This window comes from Bradyrhizobium sp., assembly GCF_035935975.1.
In the GTDB taxonomy this organism is placed as follows: Bacteria; Pseudomonadota; Alphaproteobacteria; order Rhizobiales; family Xanthobacteraceae; genus Bradyrhizobium.
This window is the reverse complement of record NZ_DASYWN010000046.1, coordinates 222,836-245,071: the sequence shown is the minus strand read 5'-3', so window position 1 is coordinate 245,071 and position 22,236 is coordinate 222,836. Positions and strand designations below refer to the sequence as shown.

Below are 22,236 nucleotides of genomic sequence, written 5' to 3'. Positions count from 1 at the left end.
TTAAGCATGATCTTTTCGGAAAACCGCTGCGCACTTTTCCGTATCATGCTTTAGCAGGCGCAGCCGTCGTTGGAGTTCTGCGGCGATGGCGTGCACAGCGTGCTGTAGATCTTGCCTTCCGCGCTGAAGCGAAACGAGGCGTGAACGCGCAGCGAGCCGGCGACCGAATATTCGAGGTCGATGCCATCAGGCACGGGATTGATCTCCTCGAGGCCGAAGCCGGCCGACGAGAAGGCGTTGAGCCGCGGCCCCCAATAGCGCTCGAGCTCGCGCCGTCCGCGATAGTGCTGCGTGCCGTTGCAGCTGCATTCGACCTGGGCGTCGTCCGCATAGAGGTCGAGCAGCGTCGCGAGGTCGCCCTTGCGGCAGGCGTCGACCCAGTCGACGACAATTCCCATCTGATCAATATCGCTCACGCCAACATCCTGTCTGCCGCGAAAAATTTTGCGCGGCTTAGGATCACCCTCGTGAATATGCGCTGAATAATAAACCCCGGGCGATACCGGGTTCCTCACCGGGAACCTACGGAGTTCAGGCCGGGCGACGTGCTCTCACCCAGACGCCGAATGCGATCAGCACCGCACCTGCAAGCGCGAACCAGGTGATGGCGTATTGCAGATGGTCGTCCTTCAGATGCACGTCGAGCGCACCCGGACGCGGGATGCCGTTCTCGGGCACAGGCTGCTCCAGATCGACATAGAACGGCGCCACCGCGCCCCAGCCGAGCGCATTCGCAATCGCCAGATGATCGCGCACGAACCACAGCCGCTTGTCGCGGTTGTCTGCCGGCGTCATCCAGCCCGGCAGCTCGGGAAAGCGAAGATAGCCGGTGAGCGTGATGGGCGCGCCGGTCACGAGCTTCTTCACCGCGCGATCCTCGACGCTGCGGTCCTGCATCGTGTTCTCGACGAAGCCGGCATCGATCACGACCATCTCGCCGGTCGGCAGCCGTGCCGGCAGGAAAGCCCAGGTGCCGGGACCGGAGGCGTCCTTGCGCACCGCCGAGCCGGACGAATAGACCATCGCATCGGGCAGCGGCGCATAGGTCGCGGTGAAGCTGACGCGGCGGAATTCGTCGCGTGCGGGATTGAGGGCGGACCATTGCGCAGGCGGCGGCAGCGCGACCGGCGCATCGGCAAGGCGTTCGGTGAGCGCCGCGACGAGTTCATGCTTGGCGGTCCGGCGCTGCAATTGCCAGAAGCCGAGCCCGAGGAAGACGGCAGTCAGGAACAGCGTGAACAGCGCGAAGCCGGCCACGCGAGGCTTGCGCGCAGTCTCGTTCATTTCGGGCGGTCGATCAGCCGGCCCGGCGCCGCCTTGTGGTGGAATTGCAGCGCGATCAGCAGCGATTTCATCGCGCGTAGCGGCAACAGCGTCGTGGCGAGGATCAGCGGCAGCCACAGCACCGCGTGCAGCCAGTATGGCGGCTGGTACTTGACCTCGACGATCAGCGCGCAGGCGACGACGATGCCGCCGGCCAGCATGATGATGAAGATCGCCGGACCGTCGCCGGTGTCGATGAAGGCGTAGTCGAGACCGCAGCGGTCGCAGGAAGGCGCGAGAGTCAGGAAGCCCGCATAGAGCTTGCCCTGGCCGCAGCGCGGGCATTTGCAGGCAAGCCCGCGCATCGCGCTTTGCAGGACGGTGGCTTCGGGCGCGGGTGTGCCGGTGGTGTCGTTCATGTCGCGGACTCTATCACAGTTCTGCGGATGCTTGCCGTGGCCGGAAAGCGAAAGGGCGGCCCTGCGGCCGCCCTCTCTGATCGATCCAAAGCGGCCTAGTGCGCGCCGTGGGCCATGGTCTCGGCGCCGTGTCCCCAGACATAGATGCAGAGGAACAGGAACAGCCACACCACGTCGACGAAGTGCCAGTACCAGGCGGCGAACTCGAAGCCGAGATGCTGCTTCGGCGTGAAGTGGCCGGCATAGGCGCGGAACAGGCAGACCAGCAGGAAGATCGTGCCGACCAGCACGTGGAAGCCGTGGAAGCCGGTCGCCATGAAGAAGGTCGCGCCGTAGACGTTGCCGGCAAAGGAGAACGCCGCGTGGCTGTACTCATAGGCCTGCACGCAGGTGAACAGCGCGCCGAGCACGACGGTGAGGATCAGGCCGTACTTCAGGCCCTGGCGGTCGTTCTCGAGCAGCGCGTGGTGCGCCCAGGTCACCGTGGTGCCTGACGTGAGCAGGATCAGCGTGTTCAGCAGCGGCAGATGCCAGGGATCGAAGGTCTCGATGCCATGCGGCGGCCAGGTGCCCGGCGCGGTGCACGCGCCGGCCGCAGTGCCGAGGCCGCAGCCGAACACCGCGTCGCGGGTGGCGTGGACGGCATCGGCGGGAAACAGCGCGGCGTTGAAATAGGCCCAGAACCAGGCGACGAAGAACATCACCTCGGAGGCGATGAACAGGATCATGCCGTAGCGATGGCTGATCTGCACGACGCGGGTGTGGTCGCCCTTGTACTGGGCTTCCTTGATCACGTCGCCCCACCAGCTCGCCATGGTGTAGAGCACGCCGACGGTGCCGACGCCGAACACGATCGGCGCAGCCGAGAACATGTGGTGCATCCAGGCAATCGCGCCGACCGCCATGATGAAGGCCGAGAGCGAACCGACCGCCGGCCACGGAGAGGGATCGACCAGGTGATAGTCGTGATGCTTGCCTTGCGCCGTAGCCATTTCCGTCTCTCTCCTCAATCCCGTGCCTGTTCGGCACTTATCCCCTTATGTCCAACCCCCGCGGCCTGAAGCCCAGAGGTCAGAGATTTCCCTTGCGCTTGTCGTCGTCGCCCGATGCCAGCGGCTTCACCACCGGATCCTTCACCGGATAGAACGTGTAAGACAGCGTGATCGTGTTCAGCCCGTCGTTCTCGTGATCGTCGGCGATCGACGGATCGACATAGAACACGACAGGCATCTCGCGCTTCTCGCCCGGCGCCATGGTCTGCTCGGTGAAGCAGAAGCAGTTGATCTTCTGGAAGTAGGAGCCGACCGTCAGTGGCGCGACGTTATAGGCCGCCTGGCCCGCGGTGGTCCGCGCGGCCTGGTTGGTCACGGTGTAGAACACCGTCACGACCTGGCCGATATTGACCTCGATCTCGTTCTGCTCCGGCTCGAACTTCCAGGGCAGGCCTGGCGCGACGTTGGAGTCGAAGCGGACCGCGATCTTGCGCGCGATCGGACCGGTCGCCGGCGCCGAGGTCGCAACCTGCGTCGTGCCGTTGAAGCCGGTGGCGCGGCAGAACCAATTGTAGAACGGTACCGCCGCGTAGGAGGCACCGACCATCAGCGCGACCACGGCGCCGCAGATCGAGGCGACCACCACATCGCGACCGAGCCCACGGCCCTTGGCACGGTTCTTGGCCGGCTTGGCGCTGACGTCCTGCGATATGGCGGGCTCGTGATCCATGTTTCCTACATCGGCCGGACTAGCACTGCCGGTCCCTTGACCATGGTGACGGCGAAGAACAGCACCACGAGCACGCCGAGCGCCAACGCAATGGCGATGGAGCGCTGGCGACGGCTCTTCTGCTGCGCCTCGGTGAGGACGATTCCATCTGGCTCGCGTTTGTCAGCCATTCCTGCCTCATGCGCCCCAAACCATCGGAGCAAGCGCCCGGAACACGACCTCGGCCAGCAGGGTCGCGAACAGCGCGAACAGATACAGGATCGAGAAGGCAAATAGCTTGCGGGTCGCGCGCAGCGACTGGCTGCGCTCGCGGCGCACATAGACGTTGATCGCGAGCACCAGCATGCCGGCGCCGAGGATCAGCGAGACCACGCCGTAGACGGCGTCGAAATAGCCGAGCGCCCAGGGCGCGGCGGCGACCCCGATCAGCACGATGGTGTAGAGCAGGATCTGAAGCCGCGTCGCGTCGGGACCGGCGACGTTGGGCAGCATCGGAATGCCGGCGCGGGCGTAATCGTCGGAGCGGAACAGCGCCAGCGCCCAGAAATGCGGCGGGGTCCAGAAGAAGATGATGGCGAACAGCAGCAGCGGCTCGACGTCGACAGTGCCGGTCACCGCGGCCCAGGCCACCACCGGCGGCAGCGCGCCGGCGGCACCGCCGATCACGATGTTCTGCGCGGTCCGGCGCTTCAGGCCCATCGTGTAGATCACGACGTAGAAGAAGATGGTGAAGGCGAGCAGCCCGCCCGCGACCCAGTTGACGAGGATGCCGAGCGTCATCACCGAGAAGAAGGACAGCGTCAGGCCGAACGCCATCGCCTCCGGCCGGGTGATGCGGCCGCGCGGGATAGGCCGGTTCGCCGTGCGCGACATCTTGGCGTCGATGTCGCCTTCGAGCGCCATGTTGAGCGCGCCGGACGCGCCGGCACCGACGGCGATGCAGAGCAGCGAGGTGATCGCCAGCACCCAGTGGAAATGTCCGGGCGCCATCGCCATCCCGACCAGCGCGGTGAAGATCACCAGCGACATCACCCGCGGCTTCAGGAGCGCGAGATAGTCGCCCACCTCCGCTTCGGAGATGCGGGGATTGATGTCGATGGCATTGTGGTCGAGGACGGACACTTAAGTTTACTCGCTTCGTTATAGAGCCGCGGCGCCCGTCACGGGCGCCGCGGGAGATCGATCACTGCACGCGGGGCAGCACTTCGAACTGATGGAAGGGCGGCGGCGAGGACAGCGTCCACTCCAGCGTGGTCGCGCCTGCACCCCAGGGATTGTCGCCGGCCGGCACCTTCTTCATGAAGGCGTCGAGCACGCAGTAGAGGAAGATCAACACGCCGAAGCCGGAGATGTAGGAGCCGAGCGAGGAGACCAGGTTCCAGCCCGCGAACGCGTCGGGATAGTCGACGTAGCGGCGCGGCATGCCCGACAGGCCGAGGAAGTGCTGCGGGAAGAACACCAGGTTGACGCCGACAAAGGTGACCCAGAAGTGCGCCTTCGCGAGTGTCTCGTTGTACATGTAGCCCGACATCTTCGGGAACCAGTAGTACCAGCCGGCGAAGATCGCGAACACGGCGCCGAGCGACAGCACGTAATGGAAGTGCGCGACGACGTAGTAGGTCTCCTGGAGCACGCGGTCGACGCCCGCGTTCGCCAGCACGACGCCGGTGACGCCGCCGACCGTGAACAGGAAGATGAAGCCCACGGCCCAGATCATCGGGGCGCGGAATTCGATCGAGCCGCCCCACATCGTGGCGATCCACGAGAAGATCTTCACGCCCGTCGGCACCGCGATGACCATGGTGGCAGCGACGAAATAGGCCTGCGTCGCCGAGGACATGCCGACCGTGTACATGTGGTGCGCCCACACCACGAAGCCGATGCCGCCGATCGCGACCATGGCGTAGGCCATGCCGAGATAGCCGAACACGGGCTTGCGCGAGAAGGTGGAGATGATCTGGCTGACCATGCCGAAGCCGGGCAGGATCAGGATGTACACCTCGGGGTGACCGAAGAACCAGAACAGATGCTGGAACAGCACGGGGTCGCCGCCGCCATCGGGCGCGAAGAACGTCGTGCCGAAATTGCGGTCGGTGAGCAGCATGGTGATCGCACCGGCGAGCACCGGCAGCGACAACAGCAGCAGGAACACCGTCACCAGGATCGACCACACGAACAGCGGCATCTTGTGCAGGGTCATGCCCGGCGCGCGCATGTTGAAGATGGTGGTGATGAAGTTGATCGCGCCGAGGATCGACGAGGCGCCCGCCAGATGCAGCGACAGGATCGCGAAGTCGACGGCCGGGCCCGGATGGCCGGAGCTCGACAGCGGCACGTACATGGTCCAGCCGGCGCCGACGCCGTTGGCACCCGGCTCGCCCTCGACGAAGGTCGACATCAGCAGCAGGCCGAACGAGGCCGGCAGCAGCCAGAACGAGATGTTGTTCATGCGCGGAAACGCCATGTCCGGCGCGCCGATCATCAGCGGCACGAACCAGTTGCCGAAGCCGCCGATCATCGCGGGCATGACCATGAAGAAGATCATGATCAGGCCGTGGCTGGTCACGAAGACGTTGTAGGTGTGCGTCTCGTGGAAGATCTGGACGCCCGGATACATCAGCTCGGCACGGATCGCGATCGACATCGCGGCACCGATCACGCCGGCGATGACGGCGAAGATCAGGTACATCGTGCCGATGTCCTTGTGGTTGGTCGAATAGACATAACGTCGCCATCCGGTCGGATGGGCGTGCTCGTGGTCATGTCCGTGGTCTTGCGCGTGATCGCCGTGTGCCGCTGCGCTGGTTGCCATTTTCAAATCCTGCCTTGCGTCCCAATCGGACCTTTGGAGGTCCCGCCCTTTTATATCGCTCTCATTCCCCTCAGGCCGTCACCCGGCGCTTACTGCGTCGGGCCGGCCGCGGAGGCGTAGGTGCTGGTGCCGCCGCTCGCAAATTTCTTCTTCGCCGTCTCGACCCAGGAGGCGAACTCCTGATCGTTCACCACGCGAATCGCGATCGGCATGAAGGCGTGATCCTTGCCGCAGAGCTCCGAGCACTGGCCGTAGAACATGCCGGTCTTGGTGGCCTTGAACCAGGTCTCGTTCAGCCGCCCCGGAATGGCGTCGATCTTGACGCCGAAAGCCGGCAGCGCGAAGGCGTGGATGACGTCGGCGCCGGTGACCTGGACACGAACCACCTTGTTGACCGGCACCACCATCTCGTTGTCGACGCCGAGCAGGCGGGGCTGCTTGTCCTGGGCCATCAGCGAGTCGAACTCGAACTTGCCGTTATCGGGATAGGCATAGGACCAGTACCACTGCTTGCCGGTCGCCTTGATGGTCAAATCCGCCTTCGGCACGTCGAGCTCGAGGAACAGCAGGCGGAACGACGGCACCGAGATACCAACCAGGATCAGCACCGGAACCAGCGTCCACGCCACCTCGATCAGCGTGTTGTGGGTGGTCCGCGACGGCACCGGATTGGCCCTCGCGTTGAACTTGATGACCACGATCACCAGCAGCGCCAGGACGAACAGCGTGATCAGCGTGATCAGCACGAACAGGAAATTGTGGAACCAGACGATGTTGTCCATCACCGGGGAACCGGATTCCTGAAGTGTCCATTCCCACGGCCTCGGCTGCCCGAGCTCGGCGAATGCCGCGCCACCCGTCGCCAGCGTCAGACCCGCCACGGCCAATCCCAGCAAGTGCCGGCCCACCTGGCCCATCGACATCCTCATGCCGTCGCGCTCCCCTTACGAAATCACCCCAAGTGCATTCCCCTATTTCCGGGAAACGCTTATTCGATTCGTCCGCCTGACAAACCGCCACGCAAGAATACCTCTAAGAGGAATTGGGGCCAGATCGCTAGAACGCCGAAATCAAGCTTCTCAAACCATAATTCTTGATCTATCGCAATGCAGTCTTGAGGCCTGTCTGCCAGCGATCACCCGCAAGATATTTCCTAGTAAGATCAGACAAAAATACCGTTTCCCGGGATGCTGCCGCTTGACAGCGGAATTGTCCGCGGTAGGCACTGGCGGACAGCCGCGCAGGAGCCTGATTCGTGCGGGCGATGGCGGTGTGGGCGGCGCGGAATTTGCTTGCGAATCGCCTTCAAGACGCCGTCATTCCCGTATCAGTCCGCCAGGTGCGAGCGATCCAGGCGAGCAGAGGGACCGACCCGATGGGGTTTTCGAAAGGCATGGCAAGGCGGGCTGAGGGGCAGGCTGGCAGCCTCACGCTTCTGGCGGCCCTGCTGGCTGCGGTCACCCTCCTGGCGCTGCCCGGCCTTGCCCATGCGCAGGGCGCGGTGCGCTCCGTCCATGGCGACTGGCAGATCCGCTGCGACACCCCGCCGGGCGCCCAGACCGAGCAATGCGCCCTGATCCAGAGCGTGGTGGCCGAAGACCGCTCCAATGCCGGCCTGACCGTGATCGTGCTCAAGACCGCCGACCAGAAGAGCCGCCTGATGCGCGTGGTGGCGCCACTCGGCGTCCTCCTGCCCTCCGGCCTCGGCCTCAAGCTCGACAATCAGGACGTCGGCCGCGCCGGCTTCGTCCGCTGCCTGCCCAATGGCTGCGTCGCCGAGGTGGTCATGGACGACAAGCTGCTCGGCCAGCTCCGCAGCGCCAAGACCGCGACCTTCATCATCTTCGAGACGCCCGAAGAAGGCATCGGCTTCCCGCTCAGCCTGAACGGCCTCGGCGAGGGCTACGACAAGCTGCCGTAGGCTGCGGCTACAACATCCAAACTGCAGATCCCGTCATCCTGAGGTGCGACGCTCGCGATGCGAAGCGTCGCGAGTTGAGCCTCGAAGGGCGTCGGGGATGGATGAGGGCTCGCGACGAGCGCACGATGGAAGCTTTCGATATGTGCTTCGGATATCGCAATGATTTCAATCATGTCGTTTCAGTAATGTGACGGTCCGCCCTCTCGCCGAACGGCCGGGAAGCCATTATCTTGCCTGACATCTCTCCGACAATGGGTGATCGATGACCAACCCCGCCACAACCTCCCTGCTCGACCGTGCCAATCTCGACCGCGACCAGGTTCGCAACGAGGTCGCGCGCGGGCTTGCCGGCGCCGACGACGGCGAATTGTTCCTGGAATACAGCCAGACCGAAGCGCTGATGTTCGACAATGGGCGGCTCAAGCAGGCGACCTACGACACCTCGCAGGGTTTTGGACTGCGCGCCGTCAAGGACGACGCGGTCGGCTACGCCCATTCCTCCGACGTGTCGCTGCCGGCGCTGATTCGCGCCGCCGACGCGGTCGCAGCCGTGCGCGGCGGCTATTCCGGCAGCTTCGCCGCGCCGCCCCCGCACACCAATGTCCGCCTCTATGGCGATGACAATCCGCTCGATGCCCCCGGCTTCGAGACCAAGGTCAAGCTGCTCGCCGAGATCGACGCTTATCTGCGCGACAAGGATCCGCGGGTGCGGCAGGTCAGCGTCAGCCTGGGCGCGACCTGGCAGGTCGTCGAGATCCTGCGGCCCGACGGCGAGAGCTATCGCGACATCCGCCCGCTGGTGCGCGTCAACATCTCCGTCGTCGCCGGCCAGGGCGACCGCCAGGAAAGCGGCAGCAAGGGCTATGGCGGCCGCGCCGGTTATGCCGAGTTCATCGAGAGCAAGAACTGGCGCGATGCTGCCGACGGCGCGCTGCGCGAGGCGCTGGTCAATCTGGAATCGATTCCCGCCCCCGCCGGCGAGATGGACGTCGTGCTCGGGGCCGGCTGGCCCGGCGTGATGCTGCATGAAGCCGTCGGCCACGGCCTCGAAGGCGACTTCAATCGCAAGAAGACCTCGGCATTCGCCGGCCTGATGGGCCAGCAGGTCGCGGCCAAGGGCGTCACCGTGGTCGACGACGGCACCATCGCCTCGCGCCGCGGCTCGCTGTCGATCGACGACGAGGGCACACCGACCAACCGCACCGTGCTGATCGAGGACGGCATCCTGGTCGGCTATATGCAGGACCGCCAGAACGCGCGCCTGATGAACATGAAGCCGACCGGCAACGGCCGTCGCCAGGGCTATGCCCATGTGCCGATGCCGCGCATGACCAACACCTACATGCTCGCCGGCGGCCGTGATCCGGCCGAGATCCTGGCGTCCGTGAAGAACGGCGTGTTCGCCGCGAATTTCGGCGGCGGCCAGGTCGACATCACCTCGGGCAAATACGTCTTCCAGTGCACCGAGGCCTACAAGATCGAGAACGGCAAGATCGGCGCACCGCTGAAGGGCGCCATGCTGATCGGCAACGGGCCGACCGACCTGCATCGCATCCGCATGATCGGCAACGATCTCGCGCTCGATACCGGCATCGGCACGTGCGGCAAGAACGGCCAGGGCGTGCCTGTCGGCGTCGGCCAGCCGTCGCTTCTGATGGAACGTATTACGGTAGGTGGAACGGGTGCATGAGCGTTGAGAAGGTAACTGCCGCTCCGAAGCGGAAGAGCAGCGGATGGGGCGGCCAGTTGATGCAGCTCGCCGGCATCGTCGCCGCCGTGTTCATCGCCAAGGGCGCGCTCGCCGAGCCGTTCTACGTGCCGTCGGGCTCGATGGAGCCCACGCTGCTGATCGGCGACGCGCTGCTCGCCTCGAAATTCCCCTACGGCTACGGCACCTCGTCGCTGCCGATCCAGATCAACCTGCCCGAGACCGGACGCGTCTTCGCCGAAACGCCGAAGCAGGGCGATGTCGTGGTGTTCCGCTGGCCGGGTGATCGCTCGCAGGCCTGGGTCAAGCGCGTCGTGGGTCTGCCCGGCGACCGCATCCAGATGCGCCAGGGCCAGCTCTTCATCAACGACCGTCCCGCCGAGCTGAAGCCCGATGGCGTTGGCGCTGCCGAGGACGACAATGGCGGCAGCGAGCCCGCCTATCGCTATGTCGAGACGCTGCCGAACGGCGTCTCGCACCTGATCTTCAAGATGCGCGATAACGGCCCGCTCGACAACACGCCCGAGGTGACGGTGCCGCCCGGCCATCTCTTCGTGCTCGGTGACAACCGCGACAACTCCGCCGACAGCCGCGTGCCCTTGCGCTCCGGCGGCGTCGGCATGCTGCCGATCGACAATCTGGTCGGACGCGCGGATGCCGTGCTCGGCTCCTGGGATCTCGGCATGCGGGGCCAGCCGGTCTGGACCTGGCTGTCCGGCTTCCGCCTCGCCCGGTTCTTCACCGCCGTGCACTGAGCTGATCTCAAAATGACCTTCGACGACGTCAGAAAACTTGCGCTGACGTGGCCGGAGGTCGAGGACGGCACGTCCTACGGCACGCCCGCACTGAAAGTGCGCAAGAAGATGCTGGCGCGCCTGAAAGAGGACGGCGACAGCCTGGTGATGCCTGACGTTCCGGTCGACGAGCGCACGATGCTCGTCGAGAGCCAGCCAAAGATCTTCTATTTCACCGATCACTATGCCGACTATCCGATCGTGCTGATCCGCCTGTCCAAGGCGAAACGCGCCATCGTCGAGCCGTTGTTGCGGCGGCGCTGGCTTGTGCTCTGCTCCAAAGCGGCGCGCACGCAGCTCGACGCAAACCTGTAGGCCGCGATGGATCGCGATCGCTTCATCGCCCTGGCGCTGACGAATCCGGTGAATGCCGCGATCGTCGAGGAGCTCCATCGCCTCGCGCTGCCGGATGCATGGCTGGTTGCGGGATGCCTGGTGCAGAGCGTGTGGAACGTGCTCACCAAGCGCGCAGTCGACCATGGCATCTCGGACTATGACGTCTTTTATTTCGATCCCGACACCTCATGGGATGCGGAGGACGCGGTGATCCGCGAGGTGCATGCGCGGCTCGGGCATCTCGGCGCCAAGGTCGAGATTCGCAACCAGGCCCGCGTGCACTTGTGGTATCCCGACAAACACGGCCTGCCCTATCCGCCATTGATGCGCTCGACGGATGGCATCGACCGCTTCCTGACCGAAAACACGCAAGTCGGCGTCAGGCGCACGCGCGATGGTTATGAGGTCTACGCGCCGCATGGGTTCGACGACATGGCAGCGCTGATCGTGCGGCCCAATCGGGCGCTGAATTTTTCGGTGGCGAACTACGCAGCGAAAGCCGCGCGGTGGAAGGCGTTATGGCCGGAGATCACCGTGATCGCAGCAGAGTGACCGTCTCGTGTCCCGGACGCGGCGCGGCATGAAATGACGCGACGCAGAGCCGGGACCCAGCGACTGGGCCCCGCTTCAGCAGCGCATCACTGACGTGCTGCGCTGCGCCCGGGGCGCGAGAGCAAGCATCACCGCACCACGCCCGATGTGAACCCCGCCTTCCGGCGCGGCGGCTTGATTTCCTTCTTCAGGTAGCAGCGCGCTTCGCGGCCGGTGTAGCCGGGGCGGGCATAGGTGAAGGCGCGGCACTTGTTGTCGGCGGTGCAGGCGGCCTTGCAGGCCTCCTCGCCTTCGCCGTCCTTGAGCTCGAAATTGCGCAGGTCGCCGCCGGGGCGGTCGATCGAGGTCTCCACGCCTTCGACGCGCGGCTCGATCACGCCGGCACCGCGCACACCGGAGATGCAGCAACTGCCAGGGACCCGCGGCGGCACCGTGTTCTTCAGCCAGCACACCGCCGCAGCGCCGTCGATGTCGGGATAGCTGAAGCTCCAGGAGCGGCACTTGCGGTCGCGCTCGCACAGCAGCGCGCAGTCCTCGGGATCGCCTGACGTGACGGGCTGACTGAAATAGTCGCCGCCCGGGCGGTCGAATGCCGTCTGGGCGCGCGCAGGCGAGCTCGCAAGCACGAGGATAAGCAGCGTGACGCAGGCCACGACGCTTACCAGGCCCCTTGCCAGGCCCTTTGCCATGACGGCCCCGGACAGGCGGCCCTTCCCCATCGGAACAGCTTTCGAGTTATTGACGACGCTCAGGTTTTTTCAGCCGGTCATTTGATCGCCGCAAACCTGTATGGGCGATGAACGGCTGATGGCCCGTCGTTGACCTATTTACCTAGAGCTTCTCGGTTGGACGCGTTTTCTTGACGCGAACCGGTATCCACTTCGCTCGAAAACGCCGCCCTAGAAGGCGTATTCCGCGTAGGCCGGTTCCACCGAGCCCTTCCAGGGGCCGTTGAACTTCTCGAGCAACTCCTCGGCCGGGGTCCGGCCGGAATCGATGATGCGGTCGAGCGGCTCCAGATGCCGGGTCTCGTCGCGGCCGAGCTGGTCGATCCGGCCGCGGCGGCGCAGGCCGGCATGTGCCAGAACGAGGCATTCCTTGGCGATCTCGAACAGATAGCGGTCCTTGATCCGCGCCTTGAAGCCGAAGCGCGGCACGTCGTCGCGCAGCGCCTGGCGCTCGGACGCGGTCCAGTGCTTGGCGATGTCCCAGGCGGCATCGAGCGACACATCGTCGTAGAGCAGCCCGACCCAGAACGCCGACAGCGCCGGCAGACGGCCCCACGGCCCGCCGTCGGAGCCGCGCATCTCGAGATAGCGCTTGAGGCGAACCTCGGGGAAGATCGTCGAGAGATGGTTGGCCCAGTCCGACAGCGTCGGACGCTCGCCGGGCAGATTGTTGTTGCGGCCTTCGAAGAAGGCGCGGAACGAGGAACCCGACACGTCGATGTAATCGTCGCCGCGCTTGACGAAATACATGGGCACGTCGAGCGCGTAGTCGACATAGCGCTCGAACCCCATGCCGTCCTCGAACGCCCACGGCATCATGCCCGCGCGCGCATTGTCGGTGTCGCGCCAGATCTCGGAGCGGAACGACAGGAAGCCGTTCGGCTTGCCCTCGGTGAACGGCGAATTGGCGAACAGCGCGGTCGCGACCGGCTGGAGCGCGAGCGAGACACGCAGCTTCTTGACCATGTCCGCTTCCGACGAGAAGTCGAGATTGGTCTGCACCGTGCAGGTCCGGTACATCATGTCGAGGCCGTATTGGCCGACCTTCGGCATGTAATTGGTCATGATCTTGTAGCGGCCCTTGGGCATCACCGGGATGTCGGCGCGCGACCAGGACGGCGTCATGCCGAGGCCGAGGAAGCCGATGCCGAGCGGCGTTGCGATCTCGCGCACCTGCGCCAGATGCGCCATCAGCTCGCTCTGGGTCTGGTGTACGTTCTCGACCGGCGCGCCGGAGAGCTCGAACTGTCCGCCGGGCTCGAGCGAGATCGCGCCGCCGCCGGTGACGTCGTAGAGGCCGATGATGTTGCCCTTCTCCATGATCGGCTCCCAGCCGAGCAGGAGCTTCATGCCTTCGAGCAGCGCGCCGATGCCGCGCGCGCCCTCGTAGGGCACCGGGCGGTGGCCTTCGAGCGTGAACGGCGTCTTCTCGTGCTCGGTGCCCATGCGGAATTCGGACGGGTCCTTGCAGCCGGCCTCGAACCACGCGACGAGTTCGTCGCGCGATTGCAGCGGCGTCATATCGATCTGGTCTCGCGCCATATCAAACTCTAATCAAAAGGGCGCTTCGATCGAAGGCGCGCGGGTGATGGGGATGGTCCGCGAACCCATCGGGTGCACGGACGAGCTGGTGTGCCGCGGGATCATCGCGACGGCGTTGTTTCGTTGGCGTGGACGACGGGCGGCAGCTTCATCTCACCGCACGAGCAGCCCAGCCGGTCGAGCAGACCGCTGAGCTTGACGGCATCCGCATCGGACAGTTTCGAGCCGACATATTTCTCGATTGCGGCCGAATAGGCGCCCCACATCCGCTTCTGCAATTCGCGGCCCGCTTCCGTGATCTCCACGAACTGGCCGCGCTTGTCGATCTTGCATTCGCGCCGTGAGGCGAGGCCCTCGTCGACCAGGCGGTCGATCAGGCGCGAGGTGGAATATTGCGGGATCAGCATCTGCCGCTCGAGTTCCACCGGCCGGAGTTCACCGGTCGGCGCACGCGACAGTTCGAGCAGCGCGTCGTACCATGCCAGCGGCGGGAACCCCGCCTTCTTCAGGTCCTGCTCGACGCAATCGAGCACGCGGCTCTGCACCCGCATCAGGCGGATCCAGGCGGAAGTAGCCTCGGTCGATGGTTTGCGTTTCATGGTCCCGCTCAAGCTCGTCGTCCGTCTCTTACCCCACTCGATGCACCTGCATCAATCTTGACTATTCCATGCAGGCGCATGTAGTCGTTCTTTCGCCATAACCAAGCATCAAGAGGAGGAAATTCCATGAAACTCTATTACTCGCCCGGCGCCTGCTCCCTGTCCCCCCACATCGCGCTCCTGGAAGCCGGCCTGCCCTATGAGCTGGTCAAGGTCGATATCCGGGCCAAGAAGCTCGAAAATGGTGAGGATTATCTGAAGCTGAACCCCAAGGGCCAGGTCCCTGCGCTGGGCCTCGACAGCGGCGAGATCGTGACCGAAGGCCCGGTCATTGTCCAGATGATCGCCGACCGGGCCGCCGCCAAGGCGCTGGCGCCCGCCCACGGCAGTTCCGAGCGCTACAAGCTGCTCGAATGGCTGAACTTCCTCACCTCGGAGGTCCACAAGAGCTTCGGTCCGCTGTTCGCGCCGGCGCTGAATGACGAGGCCAAGGCGTTCTTCAAGGACCGCGTCATGGGCAAGCTGAAATATATCGACAGCCAGCTCGCCGGCCGCGACTATTTGATGGGCAAGCAGTTCACCGTCGCCGACGGCTATCTCTTCACGATGCTGACCTGGGCCGACCGGATGAAGTTCGACTTCTCGGCGATGCCTCACCTCGCCGCCTACAAGGCCCGCGTCGCCGCGCGCCCGCAGGTGCAGGAAGCGCTGAAGAAGGAAGGCCTGGCGCAGACCGCCTGAACGCTCGAGGCAGGCAACAAACCAAAGTCCGGATCGTCGATCCGGCCTTTCTTCGTTGTGAACCGGCCGGCCGGCAACGGCGTCGAAGGGACATCGCCACGGGACTTGCCGCCCCATGAACATGATCGTCCTCATGACCGCCGCCGGCGCACCGCTCGCGATGCTTGGCTTGTCGACGCTGGTCGCGCCGCAGCGCGACTGCATCTTCATGGTCCATCCCCAGATCACCTCGGCCGTGTTCGAGAGCAAGGAAGGCAAGATCGTCTTTCCCGATCGGCCGACCGAATATCCCTGCAGCTACGCCAGGACGAAGGGCGGCACGGACATCGCCTTCACCAACCAGAATGGCTGGCGCTTCGTGGTCCGGATCGGCCGCGGCGACGAAGGCACCTGGAAAGCCAGTCTTGCCGACGAGGCGGTCTCGGGCCGCGCCTTCTCTCCGTTCGGAGACCGCAAGTAAAACGGCCCGCCGGATCAACGATCCGGCCCTTTATTCGCAACAAGGCGACGCCGGCGCGCAACCGTTCCGCCGGATCATCGTACCTTTCATTGGACTTATGAACTACTGTTCGCCAAATGTAAGTAGTGCTGTCTTGTCAGCACCCGCAAAGCGGGCGAGCTTGCGGGATTGCTTAGAGAATATTTGGGCTCGCACCGGGGTTGAACTTGACGAGTGCCATCGTCCTGATCGCTGCAAGCGCACTGGTTGGCATAGCGACAGGCTATATTTTCAGAATCTGGGCGCTGATCATCATCTCGCCGTTCATCGCAATTGTGTCGGCCATCATTCTTCGCGTCTACGAATTCGGAATGCTGGCGGGCGTGACCGTCATTGCGCTCTGTCTTGCCGCCTCACAGCTCGCCTACCTCGCCACATCCTATCTGCGGCACGCGCGGCACGTCTCAGCGCATGACGAAGTCGACGGCGAGCCAGGCGAGATAAGCGAGCAGGAAATCCGCCGCCAGAACAAGTAACGCCAGCGCCGCCCAAAGCACGGGCCCCTTGCGGCGCAGACGCGCCGGCTTCGGCAGGGGGGCGACGCGCCCGGTTGTGGGCGCAAAGGCATATTTCACGGTGAGATCGCGAGCGAGCGCGGTCTTCCGCAGCACCAAGGAGTTCATCAAGGACACTTTCTTATTTCGTCTTCGACTTGCCGATGGGTCGGCAAGTGTCCCAACCAGTTCGTGACCCTGACCCAGAGCAAGACTAGTGCCAGGACCAAGCAAAAGAACGGCGCCGCTTTGACGCGCTCATGACAATTGCGCGACACCGTGGGCGGGACTCTGCCACGGTTCCTACGCGGTTTCTGTGAATGGTTCCACAACCCGGAATTGTTCTGACGCAACCGTGATGATGGCGCCAAAAGCAAAAAGGCCGGATCGATGATTCGGCCTTTCTGTTTCTACGCAGCCCGGATGGAAGCGCAATCCGGGTCTTCACGTATGGGCAGAGCTGTCCCGGATTTCGCTGCGCTCCATCCGGGCTACGAATGCGACTCAGGCCGCCGTCTTCTTCGGCGCGAACCGGCCGTAGAAGGTTTCACCCTTCGCCGCCATCTCCTCGAGAAGTTTCGGCGGGGTGAAGCGCGAGCCGTACTTCGCCTCGAGCTTGTGGCAGAGCTCGACGAACTTCTTCGTGCCCATGAAGTCGATGTAGGACAGCGTGCCGCCGGTGAACGGCGCGAAGCCAAAGCCGAGGATCGAGCCGACATCCGCCTCGCGCGGATCGGTGATGACGTGATCCTCGACCGTGCGCGCGGCTTCCACCGCCTGCACCACCAGGAAACGCTGCTTCAGCTCCTCGATATCGAGCGTATCAGGGTCGAGCTGCTTCGGCTGCAGCGCCGAGAGGCCCGGCCACAGGCTCTTCTGACCCTTGCCCTTCTCGGGGTAGTCGTAGAAGCCCTTGCTGTTCTTGCGGCCGAGGCGGCCTTGCGTCTCGACCATCTCCACCATCAGCTTCTTCTGATCGGGGTTGATGGCGTTGGGGCCGAGATCGGCTTCCGTCGCCTTCATGATCTTGAGGCCGAGGTCGAGCGCGACTTCGTCCGAAAGCGAGAGCGGGCCGACCGGCATGCCGGCCATCTTGGCGCAGTTCTCGATCATCGCGGGCGGCACGCCTTCGAGGAACATCTCGTTGCCTTCGGCGACGTAACGGCCGACGCAGCGATTGGCGAAGAAGCCACGGCTGTCGTTGACGACGATCGGCGTCTTGCCGATCTGCCGGACGTAGTCGAGCGCGGTCGCGAGCGCGACATCGCCGGTGTTCTTGCCGAGAATGATCTCGACCAGCATCATCTTCTCGACCGGCGAGAAGAAGTGGATGCCGACGAACTTGCCCTGGTCCTTGAAGCCTTCGGCCAGCGAGGTGATCGGCAGCGTCGAGGTGTTCGACGCGAAGATCACGTCGGGCTTCAGATACTCCTGCGCCTTGGCAAATGTCTCGGCCTTGACCTTGCGGTCCTCGAACACCGCTTCGATGACGAGGTCGACGTCCTTGAGCGCAGCATAGTCCGCGGTCGGCGTGATGCGCGCGAGCAGCTTCTCGGCATCATCCGGCTTGGCGCGGCCCTTCTTGATCTGGTCCTCGATCACCTTCTGCGCATGCGCCTTGCCCTTGTCCGCGCTCGCCTGGTCGCGATCGATCAGGACGACGTCGAGGCCGGCGCGAGCCGAGACGTAGCCCACGCTCGCACCCATGAAGCCTGCGCCGATCACGGCGATCTTCTTCACCTTGGTTGCTGGCACGTCCTTCGGACGGCGTGCGCCCTTGTTGAGCTCCTGCATCGACAGGAACAGGCTGCGGATCATCGCCGCTGCTTCCTTCGAACGCAGCACCGAGGTGAAGTAGCGCGACTCCACGCGCAGCGCGGCGTCGATCGGCAACTGCAGGCCTTCATAGACGCAGCTCATGATCGCGCGCGCGGCCGGATAATTGTCGTAGGTCTCGCGGCGATAGATCGCGTTGCCGGCCGGGAACATCATCATGCCGGCCTTGGAGAACACCGGGCCGCCGGGCAGCTTGAAGCCCTTCTCGTCCCAGGGCGCGACGGCCTTGCCGCCGCCCTTGATCCAGTCCTTCGCCGCCTTGATGAGATCCGCAGCGGGAACGATGGCGTGAATGAGATTCAGCGCCTTGGCCTTCTCGACGGTGACCGGGTCACCCTTGAGGAGGATCGTCATGGCGTCCTGCGGGGGCACCAGGCGCGGCACGCGCTGCGTACCGCCGGCGCCGGGGAACAGGCCGACCTTGACCTCGGGCAGGCCGAGACGCGTCCTGGGATTCTCCGCCGCGACGCGATAATGGCAGCACAGCGTGATCTCGAAACCGCCGCCGAGCGCGAGGCCGTTGATCGCGGCCGCCCACGGCTTGCCTGACGTTTCGATCGAGCGCAGCACCAGCGAGAAGCGCCGGCTCTGGTCGAACAGCATCTGGTTCGCCGCGGTCTCGCCCTGCTCCTTCAAGACCTTTGCGTAGGCCTGGTTCATGCCTTCGAGCATGGACAGGTCGGCGCCGGCGCAGAACGCTTCCTTGGCGGAGGTGATGACGACGCCCTTCACCGCGGCGTCGGCCGTGGTTTCCTTGACGATCGCGTCAAGCTCGCTGGTCGAGGTCTCGTCGAGCACGTTCATCGAACGGCCGGGGATGTCCCAGGTGACGAGCGCGATGCCGTCGGAATCGGTCTCAACCTTGAAGTTCTTGTAAGCCATGTTGGTTGCTCCCTACCCTTAGACGCGCTCGATGATGGTCGCGGTGCCCATGCCGCCGCCGATGCACAGCGTGACGAGAGCGGTGGACTTGTTGGTGCGCTCGAGCTCGTCGAGCACGGTGCCCAAAATCATCGCGCCGGTGGCGCCGAGCGGATGGCCGAGCGCAATGGCGCCGCCATTGACGTTGATCTTGGCGTTGTCGATGTCGAAGGCCTGGATGTAGCGCAGCACGACCGAGGCAAAGGCCTCGTTGAGCTCGAACAGGTCGATGTCCGACTTCTTCATGCCCGAGCGTGCGAACAGCTTTTCGGTGACGTCGACCGGACCGGTCAGCATCATCGCCGGCTCCGAGCCGACGTTCGCGAACGCGCGGATCTTTGCGCGCGGCTTCAGGCCGTACTTGCTGCCCGCCTCCTTGCTGCCGAGCAGCACGGCGCCGGCGCCGTCCACGATGCCCGACGAGTTGCCGGCGTGGTGCACGTAATTGACGCGCTCGATCTCGGGATGCGACTGCACGGCGACGCCGTCGAAGCCGCCCATCTGCGCCATCATCGTGAACGCCGGCTGCAGCTGCGCCAGCGACTGCATCGTCGTCGAGGGACGCATGTGCTCATCCTTGGCGAGGATGGTGAGGCCGTTGATGTCCTTCACCGGCACGATCGACTTGTTGAAGCGGCCTTCGTCCCAGGCCTTGCCGGCGCGCTGCTGGCTCTGCACCGCGTAGGCATCGACGTCGTCGCGCGAGAAGCCGTACTTGGTGGCGATCAGATCGGCCGACACGCCCTGCGGCATGAAGTAAGCGGGGACAGCCATCGACGGATCCATCGGCCAGGCGCCGCCGGAGGCACCGATGCCGACGCGGCTCATCGACTCGGCGCCACCGCCGATCACGAGCTCATGCTGGCCGCTCATCACCTGCGCGGCGGCAAAGTTCACGGCATCGAGGCCGGAGGCACAGAAGCGGCTGATCTGCACGCCGGGGACGGCTTCACCAAGACCCGCCTTCAGCGCGGCAAAACGCGCGATGTCGCTACCGGCTTCGCCGACCGGATCGACCACGCCGAGCACGACGTCGTCGACGGAATCTTCCGGCAGATTGTTGCGGTCCTTCAGCGCCTTCAGCGGCACGGTGGCGAGCGCGAGCGCCGTCACCTCGTGCAACGAACCGTCAGCCTTGCCGCGGCCGCGCGGGGTTCGGACGTGGTCGTAGATATAGGCATCTGCCATGGGAGCCTCCTGATTGCAGTTATTGGATCGACCGCGGCGCGATCGCCGTCATTCGTGGAACGTAAATTCGTAGAACAGCGGCAGCCCCTCGCCCTGGCGAAGAAATTGCCGCGCGGTGTCGTAGTCCATCCGCCCTTCGCTTAGATCGAGGATGTGATCGAGCTGGGGCGCAGTCGTGGTGTCGGTCAGGTAAAAGCCTTCGATGCCGAGAATTCCGACACCTGTGGCCTCACAGCGGTTGACGATGTCGAGGGCAGTGCGCGCGCAGAATTTGTCGCGGCGGAGCCCAGCGCCGAAGGCGCGAAACTCCGCAACGATCGCGTCTGCTGCTAACATCGAATCCCCTCAGAACGCGTCCGCCGGCAGTTCCATGATGGTGGCGCAGCCGGATTGAATGCGCGCAAGATTGGCGGCGGTCTCCGGCAGCATGCGCTCCATGAAGAAGCGGCCGGTGACGAGCTTGGTCGAGAGATAGGGCGTCGCCCCGCTCTCGGCAATCTTGGCATTGGTCACCTTGGCCATCTTCGCCCACATGTAGCCGAGCGCGACGAAGCCGAAGAGATGCAGGTAATCGGTTGCGGCGGCGCCGGCATTGTCGGGCTTCGCCATCGCGTTCTGCATCAGCCACGTCGTGGCCTGCTGGAGATGGCCGAGCGAGGCCGACAGCGGCGCGATGAAGGGCTTCAGCGCCTCGTCGCCGCCGTTCTCTTTGGCGAAGGCCATGACCTCGCCGAAGAAGGCCATGATGGCGCGGCCGCCGTCGCGCGGCAGCTTGCGGCCGACCAGATCGAGCGCCTGGATGCCGTTGGCGCCTTCATAGATCATGGCGATGCGCGCATCGCGCACGAACTGCTCCATGCCCTGTTCGGCGATGTAGCCGTGGCCGCCATACATCTGCTGCGCCTGCACGGCGTTGGCGAAGCCGTAGTCGGTGAGGAAGCCCTTGAGCACAGGGGTCATCAGGCCCATGTGGTCGTCGGCGGCTTGGCGGTCCTTGGGATCCTCGGAACGATGGGCGACGTCGCTCTTCAGCGCGGTCCACATCACGAAGGCGCGCGCAGCCTCGTTGAAGGCGCGGATCGAGAGCAGCGTGCGGCGCACGTCGGGATGCACGATGATCGGGTCGGCCGGCTTGTCCGGCGCCTTGACGCCGGTGAGCGCGCGGCCCTGGATGCGCTCGCGGGCGTAGGCGACCGCGTTCTGGTAGGCGACCTCCGACTGCGCGAGGCCCTGAACGGCGACGCCGAGACGGGCCTCGTTCATCATCACGAACATGCCCTGCATGCCCTTGTTCTCTTCGCCGATCAGCCAGCCGGTGGCGCTGTCGTAGTTCATCACGCAGGTGGAATTGCCGTGGATGCCCATCTTGTGCTCGATCGAGCCGCAGACGACGCCGTTGCGCGCGCCGACCGAACCGTCGGCATTGACCAGGAATTTCGGCACCACGAACAGCGACACGCCCTTGATGCCGGCGGGTGCGCCCTCGATACGGGCGAGCACGAGGTGGATGATGTTCGGAGCCAGATCATGCTCGCCGGCCGAGATGAAGATCTTGGTGCCCGTGATCTTGAAGCTGCCGTCGGCCTGGCGCACCGCCTTGGTGCGGAGCATGCCGAGATCGGTGCCGCAATGCGGCTCGGTCAGGTTCATGGTGCCGGTCCATTCGCCGGCGATCATCTTCGGCACATAGGTCTTCTTCTGCTCGGGCGTGCCGTGCACCAGCAGCGCCGCGGTCGCGCCCATGGTGAGGCCGCCATACATCGAGAAGGCCATGTTGGCGGAGATCTGGAATTCGTTGACCGCCTGCGAGAGCGTCACCGGCAGGCCCTGGCCACCGAACTCCTGCGGCGCGGAGAGGCCCAGCCAGCCGCCTTCCGCCACCTGCTTGAATGCGTCCTTGAACCCCTTCGGCGTGGTGACGCTGCCGTCATCGGCGCGCTTGCAGCCTTCGAGATCGCCGACGCGGTTGAGCGGCTGCAGCACCTCTTCGGCAAGTTTGGCGGCTTCGCCGAGGATCGCCTCACGGACGTCACTCGACGCATCGGAGAAGCCGGCGAGATTGTCGTAGCGGTCGATCTGGAAGACGTCGTTGAGCAGGAAGTTCACGTCTTCGACGGGGGCTTTGTAGATCGGCATTGCGGTCTCCCGGCAGGGCTTGAAG

Annotated in this window: 24 protein-coding genes; 8 read left to right on the top strand and 16 right to left on the bottom strand. The window is 64.6% G+C overall.

Features of this window, described 5'->3' with window-relative positions; translation table 11 throughout:
• Nucleotides 1-50: 50 nt before the first annotated feature.
• The 9 genes from VGR99_RS29235 to coxB form a co-directional block, all read right to left on the bottom strand.
• Nucleotides 51-416, bottom strand: coding sequence for a nuclear transport factor 2 family protein (locus tag VGR99_RS29235; RefSeq protein WP_326903419.1), 366 nt, complete (start codon nucleotides 414-416; stop codon nucleotides 51-53).
• A gap of 115 nt (nucleotides 417-531) precedes the next feature.
• The gene (locus VGR99_RS29230; RefSeq protein ID WP_326903418.1) at nucleotides 532-1,284 is read right to left on the bottom strand and encodes an SURF1 family protein; all 753 of its coding nucleotides are present in this window, start codon (nucleotides 1,282-1,284) and stop codon (nucleotides 532-534) included.
• Nucleotides 1,281-1,682 carry a DUF983 domain-containing protein gene (locus VGR99_RS29225; RefSeq protein ID WP_326903417.1) on the bottom strand — a complete coding sequence of 134 codons (402 nt, stop codon included), beginning with the start codon at nucleotides 1,680-1,682 and terminating at the stop codon, nucleotides 1,281-1,283. The genes VGR99_RS29230 and VGR99_RS29225 overlap by 4 nt, the downstream gene beginning before the upstream one ends.
• Before the next feature lie 95 nt (nucleotides 1,683-1,777).
• Entirely contained in the window at nucleotides 1,778-2,674 is an 897-nt protein-coding gene (locus tag VGR99_RS29220) for a cytochrome c oxidase subunit 3 (RefSeq protein ID WP_326903416.1), read from the bottom strand.
• A 79-nt stretch (nucleotides 2,675-2,753) separates the two neighbouring features.
• On the bottom strand, nucleotides 2,754-3,404 hold the full coding sequence (locus tag VGR99_RS29215; RefSeq protein ID WP_326903415.1) for a cytochrome c oxidase assembly protein: 651 nt from the start codon (nucleotides 3,402-3,404) through the stop codon (nucleotides 2,754-2,756).
• Between the two features lie 5 nt (nucleotides 3,405-3,409).
• Nucleotides 3,410-3,574 carry a CoxF protein gene (locus VGR99_RS29210; protein ID WP_183245705.1) on the bottom strand — a complete coding sequence of 55 codons (165 nt, stop codon included), beginning with the start codon at nucleotides 3,572-3,574 and terminating at the stop codon, nucleotides 3,410-3,412.
• Nucleotides 3,575-3,581: 7 nt separating this feature from the next.
• Entirely contained in the window at nucleotides 3,582-4,526 is a 945-nt protein-coding gene (locus tag VGR99_RS29205; RefSeq protein WP_326903414.1) for a heme o synthase, read from the bottom strand.
• 61 nt (nucleotides 4,527-4,587) lie between these two features.
• Nucleotides 4,588-6,216 carry a cytochrome c oxidase subunit I gene (gene ctaD / locus VGR99_RS29200; RefSeq protein ID WP_326903413.1) on the bottom strand — a complete coding sequence of 543 codons (1,629 nt, stop codon included), beginning with the start codon at nucleotides 6,214-6,216 and terminating at the stop codon, nucleotides 4,588-4,590.
• Nucleotides 6,217-6,305: 89 nt separating this feature from the next.
• Nucleotides 6,306-7,145 (bottom strand): cytochrome c oxidase subunit II, encoded by an 840-nt coding sequence (coxB, locus tag VGR99_RS29195; RefSeq protein WP_326903412.1) that lies wholly within the window; start codon nucleotides 7,143-7,145, stop codon nucleotides 6,306-6,308.
• A gap of 446 nt (nucleotides 7,146-7,591) precedes the next feature.
• Here coxB and VGR99_RS29190 point away from each other — a divergent pair, with 446 nt between their 5' ends.
• From VGR99_RS29190 to VGR99_RS29170, 5 genes are all read left to right on the top strand, one after another.
• Nucleotides 7,592-8,137, top strand: a complete 546-nt coding sequence (locus tag VGR99_RS29190; protein WP_326903411.1) for an invasion associated locus B family protein — start codon at nucleotides 7,592-7,594, stop codon at nucleotides 8,135-8,137.
• Nucleotides 8,138-8,399: 262 nt separating this feature from the next.
• Nucleotides 8,400-9,827 (top strand): metalloprotease TldD, encoded by a 1,428-nt coding sequence (tldD, locus tag VGR99_RS29185; RefSeq protein ID WP_326903410.1) that lies wholly within the window; start codon nucleotides 8,400-8,402, stop codon nucleotides 9,825-9,827.
• The gene (lepB, locus tag VGR99_RS29180) at nucleotides 9,824-10,600 is read left to right on the top strand and encodes a signal peptidase I (protein WP_326903409.1); all 777 of its coding nucleotides are present in this window, start codon (nucleotides 9,824-9,826) and stop codon (nucleotides 10,598-10,600) included. Before tldD ends, lepB begins: the two co-directional genes overlap by 4 nt.
• A 12-nt stretch (nucleotides 10,601-10,612) precedes the next feature.
• The gene (locus VGR99_RS29175) at nucleotides 10,613-10,954 is read left to right on the top strand and encodes an MmcQ/YjbR family DNA-binding protein (protein WP_326903408.1); all 342 of its coding nucleotides are present in this window, start codon (nucleotides 10,613-10,615) and stop codon (nucleotides 10,952-10,954) included.
• A 6-nt stretch (nucleotides 10,955-10,960) separates the two neighbouring features.
• Nucleotides 10,961-11,527: a nucleotidyltransferase family protein gene (locus VGR99_RS29170; RefSeq protein ID WP_326903407.1), complete on the top strand. Its 567-nt coding sequence runs from the start codon at nucleotides 10,961-10,963 to the stop codon at nucleotides 11,525-11,527.
• A gap of 128 nt (nucleotides 11,528-11,655) precedes the next feature.
• Here the strand turns inward: VGR99_RS29170 and VGR99_RS29165 are convergent, their stop codons facing one another.
• The 3 genes from VGR99_RS29165 to VGR99_RS29155 form a co-directional block, all read right to left on the bottom strand.
• On the bottom strand, nucleotides 11,656-12,246 hold the full coding sequence (locus VGR99_RS29165; RefSeq protein WP_326903406.1) for a PAN domain-containing protein: 591 nt from the start codon (nucleotides 12,244-12,246) through the stop codon (nucleotides 11,656-11,658).
• Nucleotides 12,247-12,426: 180 nt separating this feature from the next.
• Complete coding sequence (locus VGR99_RS29160; protein ID WP_326903405.1) at nucleotides 12,427-13,797, bottom strand: glutamate--cysteine ligase; 1,371 nt, start codon at nucleotides 13,795-13,797, stop codon at nucleotides 12,427-12,429.
• Between the two features lie 101 nt (nucleotides 13,798-13,898).
• The gene (locus VGR99_RS29155) at nucleotides 13,899-14,396 is read right to left on the bottom strand and encodes a MarR family winged helix-turn-helix transcriptional regulator (RefSeq protein WP_326903404.1); all 498 of its coding nucleotides are present in this window, start codon (nucleotides 14,394-14,396) and stop codon (nucleotides 13,899-13,901) included.
• A gap of 126 nt (nucleotides 14,397-14,522) precedes the next feature.
• On the opposite strand from VGR99_RS29155, the gene gstA reads away from it, so the two are divergent.
• From gstA to VGR99_RS29140, 3 genes are all read left to right on the top strand, one after another.
• A complete protein-coding gene (gstA, locus tag VGR99_RS29150) occupies nucleotides 14,523-15,137 on the top strand; it encodes a glutathione transferase GstA (RefSeq protein WP_326903403.1) in 615 nt (204 codons plus the stop codon).
• A 115-nt stretch (nucleotides 15,138-15,252) separates the two neighbouring features.
• Nucleotides 15,253-15,597 carry a hypothetical protein gene (locus VGR99_RS29145; RefSeq protein WP_326903402.1) on the top strand — a complete coding sequence of 115 codons (345 nt, stop codon included), beginning with the start codon at nucleotides 15,253-15,255 and terminating at the stop codon, nucleotides 15,595-15,597.
• Between the two features lie 206 nt (nucleotides 15,598-15,803).
• Nucleotides 15,804-16,112 carry a hypothetical protein gene (locus tag VGR99_RS29140; RefSeq protein ID WP_326903401.1) on the top strand — a complete coding sequence of 103 codons (309 nt, stop codon included), beginning with the start codon at nucleotides 15,804-15,806 and terminating at the stop codon, nucleotides 16,110-16,112.
• Nucleotides 16,113-16,634: 522 nt separating this feature from the next.
• On the opposite strand, the gene VGR99_RS29135 is transcribed toward VGR99_RS29140, so the two are convergent.
• The 4 genes from VGR99_RS29135 to VGR99_RS29120 are packed head-to-tail and all read right to left on the bottom strand — an operon-like array spanning nucleotide 16,635 to nucleotide 22,211.
• Nucleotides 16,635-18,848 carry an FAD-dependent oxidoreductase gene (locus tag VGR99_RS29135; RefSeq protein WP_326903400.1) on the bottom strand — a complete coding sequence of 738 codons (2,214 nt, stop codon included), beginning with the start codon at nucleotides 18,846-18,848 and terminating at the stop codon, nucleotides 16,635-16,637.
• A gap of 18 nt (nucleotides 18,849-18,866) precedes the next feature.
• Entirely contained in the window at nucleotides 18,867-20,075 is a 1,209-nt protein-coding gene (locus tag VGR99_RS29130; protein ID WP_326903399.1) for an acetyl-CoA C-acetyltransferase, read from the bottom strand.
• Nucleotides 20,076-20,123: 48 nt separating this feature from the next.
• Nucleotides 20,124-20,411 carry a hypothetical protein gene (locus VGR99_RS29125; RefSeq protein WP_326903398.1) on the bottom strand — a complete coding sequence of 96 codons (288 nt, stop codon included), beginning with the start codon at nucleotides 20,409-20,411 and terminating at the stop codon, nucleotides 20,124-20,126.
• 9 nt (nucleotides 20,412-20,420) lie between these two features.
• Nucleotides 20,421-22,211 (bottom strand): acyl-CoA dehydrogenase C-terminal domain-containing protein, encoded by a 1,791-nt coding sequence (locus tag VGR99_RS29120; protein WP_326903397.1) that lies wholly within the window; start codon nucleotides 22,209-22,211, stop codon nucleotides 20,421-20,423.
• Nucleotides 22,212-22,236: the final 25 nt, after the last annotated feature.

Coding starts and splice junctions, on each gene's coding strand:
- VGR99_RS29145 (WP_326903402.1), top strand. CDS start 15,253: ATGAACATGATCGTCCTCATGACCGCCGCCGGCGCACCGCTCGCGATG.
- lepB (WP_326903409.1), top strand. CDS start 9,824: ATGAGCGTTGAGAAGGTAACTGCCGCTCCGAAGCGGAAGAGCAGCGGA.
- VGR99_RS29125 (WP_326903398.1), bottom strand. CDS start 20,411: ATGTTAGCAGCAGACGCGATCGTTGCGGAGTTTCGCGCCTTCGGCGCT.
- VGR99_RS29170 (WP_326903407.1), top strand. CDS start 10,961: ATGGATCGCGATCGCTTCATCGCCCTGGCGCTGACGAATCCGGTGAAT.
- VGR99_RS29120 (WP_326903397.1), bottom strand. CDS start 22,211: ATGCCGATCTACAAAGCCCCCGTCGAAGACGTGAACTTCCTGCTCAAC.
- VGR99_RS29155 (WP_326903404.1), bottom strand. CDS start 14,396: ATGAAACGCAAACCATCGACCGAGGCTACTTCCGCCTGGATCCGCCTG.
- VGR99_RS29210 (WP_183245705.1), bottom strand. CDS start 3,574: ATGGCTGACAAACGCGAGCCAGATGGAATCGTCCTCACCGAGGCGCAG.
- tldD (WP_326903410.1), top strand. CDS start 8,400: ATGACCAACCCCGCCACAACCTCCCTGCTCGACCGTGCCAATCTCGAC.
- gstA (WP_326903403.1), top strand. CDS start 14,523: ATGAAACTCTATTACTCGCCCGGCGCCTGCTCCCTGTCCCCCCACATC.
- VGR99_RS29175 (WP_326903408.1), top strand. CDS start 10,613: ATGACCTTCGACGACGTCAGAAAACTTGCGCTGACGTGGCCGGAGGTC.
- VGR99_RS29135 (WP_326903400.1), bottom strand. CDS start 18,848: ATGGCTTACAAGAACTTCAAGGTTGAGACCGATTCCGACGGCATCGCG.
- coxB (WP_326903412.1), bottom strand. CDS start 7,145: ATGAGGATGTCGATGGGCCAGGTGGGCCGGCACTTGCTGGGATTGGCC.
- VGR99_RS29215 (WP_326903415.1), bottom strand. CDS start 3,404: ATGGATCACGAGCCCGCCATATCGCAGGACGTCAGCGCCAAGCCGGCC.
- VGR99_RS29220 (WP_326903416.1), bottom strand. CDS start 2,674: ATGGCTACGGCGCAAGGCAAGCATCACGACTATCACCTGGTCGATCCC.
- VGR99_RS29190 (WP_326903411.1), top strand. CDS start 7,592: ATGGGGTTTTCGAAAGGCATGGCAAGGCGGGCTGAGGGGCAGGCTGGC.
- VGR99_RS29130 (WP_326903399.1), bottom strand. CDS start 20,075: ATGGCAGATGCCTATATCTACGACCACGTCCGAACCCCGCGCGGCCGC.
- VGR99_RS29225 (WP_326903417.1), bottom strand. CDS start 1,682: ATGAACGACACCACCGGCACACCCGCGCCCGAAGCCACCGTCCTGCAA.
- VGR99_RS29160 (WP_326903405.1), bottom strand. CDS start 13,797: ATGGCGCGAGACCAGATCGATATGACGCCGCTGCAATCGCGCGACGAA.
- ctaD (WP_326903413.1), bottom strand. CDS start 6,216: ATGGCAACCAGCGCAGCGGCACACGGCGATCACGCGCAAGACCACGGA.
- VGR99_RS29165 (WP_326903406.1), bottom strand. CDS start 12,246: ATGGGGAAGGGCCGCCTGTCCGGGGCCGTCATGGCAAAGGGCCTGGCA.
- VGR99_RS29230 (WP_326903418.1), bottom strand. CDS start 1,284: ATGAACGAGACTGCGCGCAAGCCTCGCGTGGCCGGCTTCGCGCTGTTC.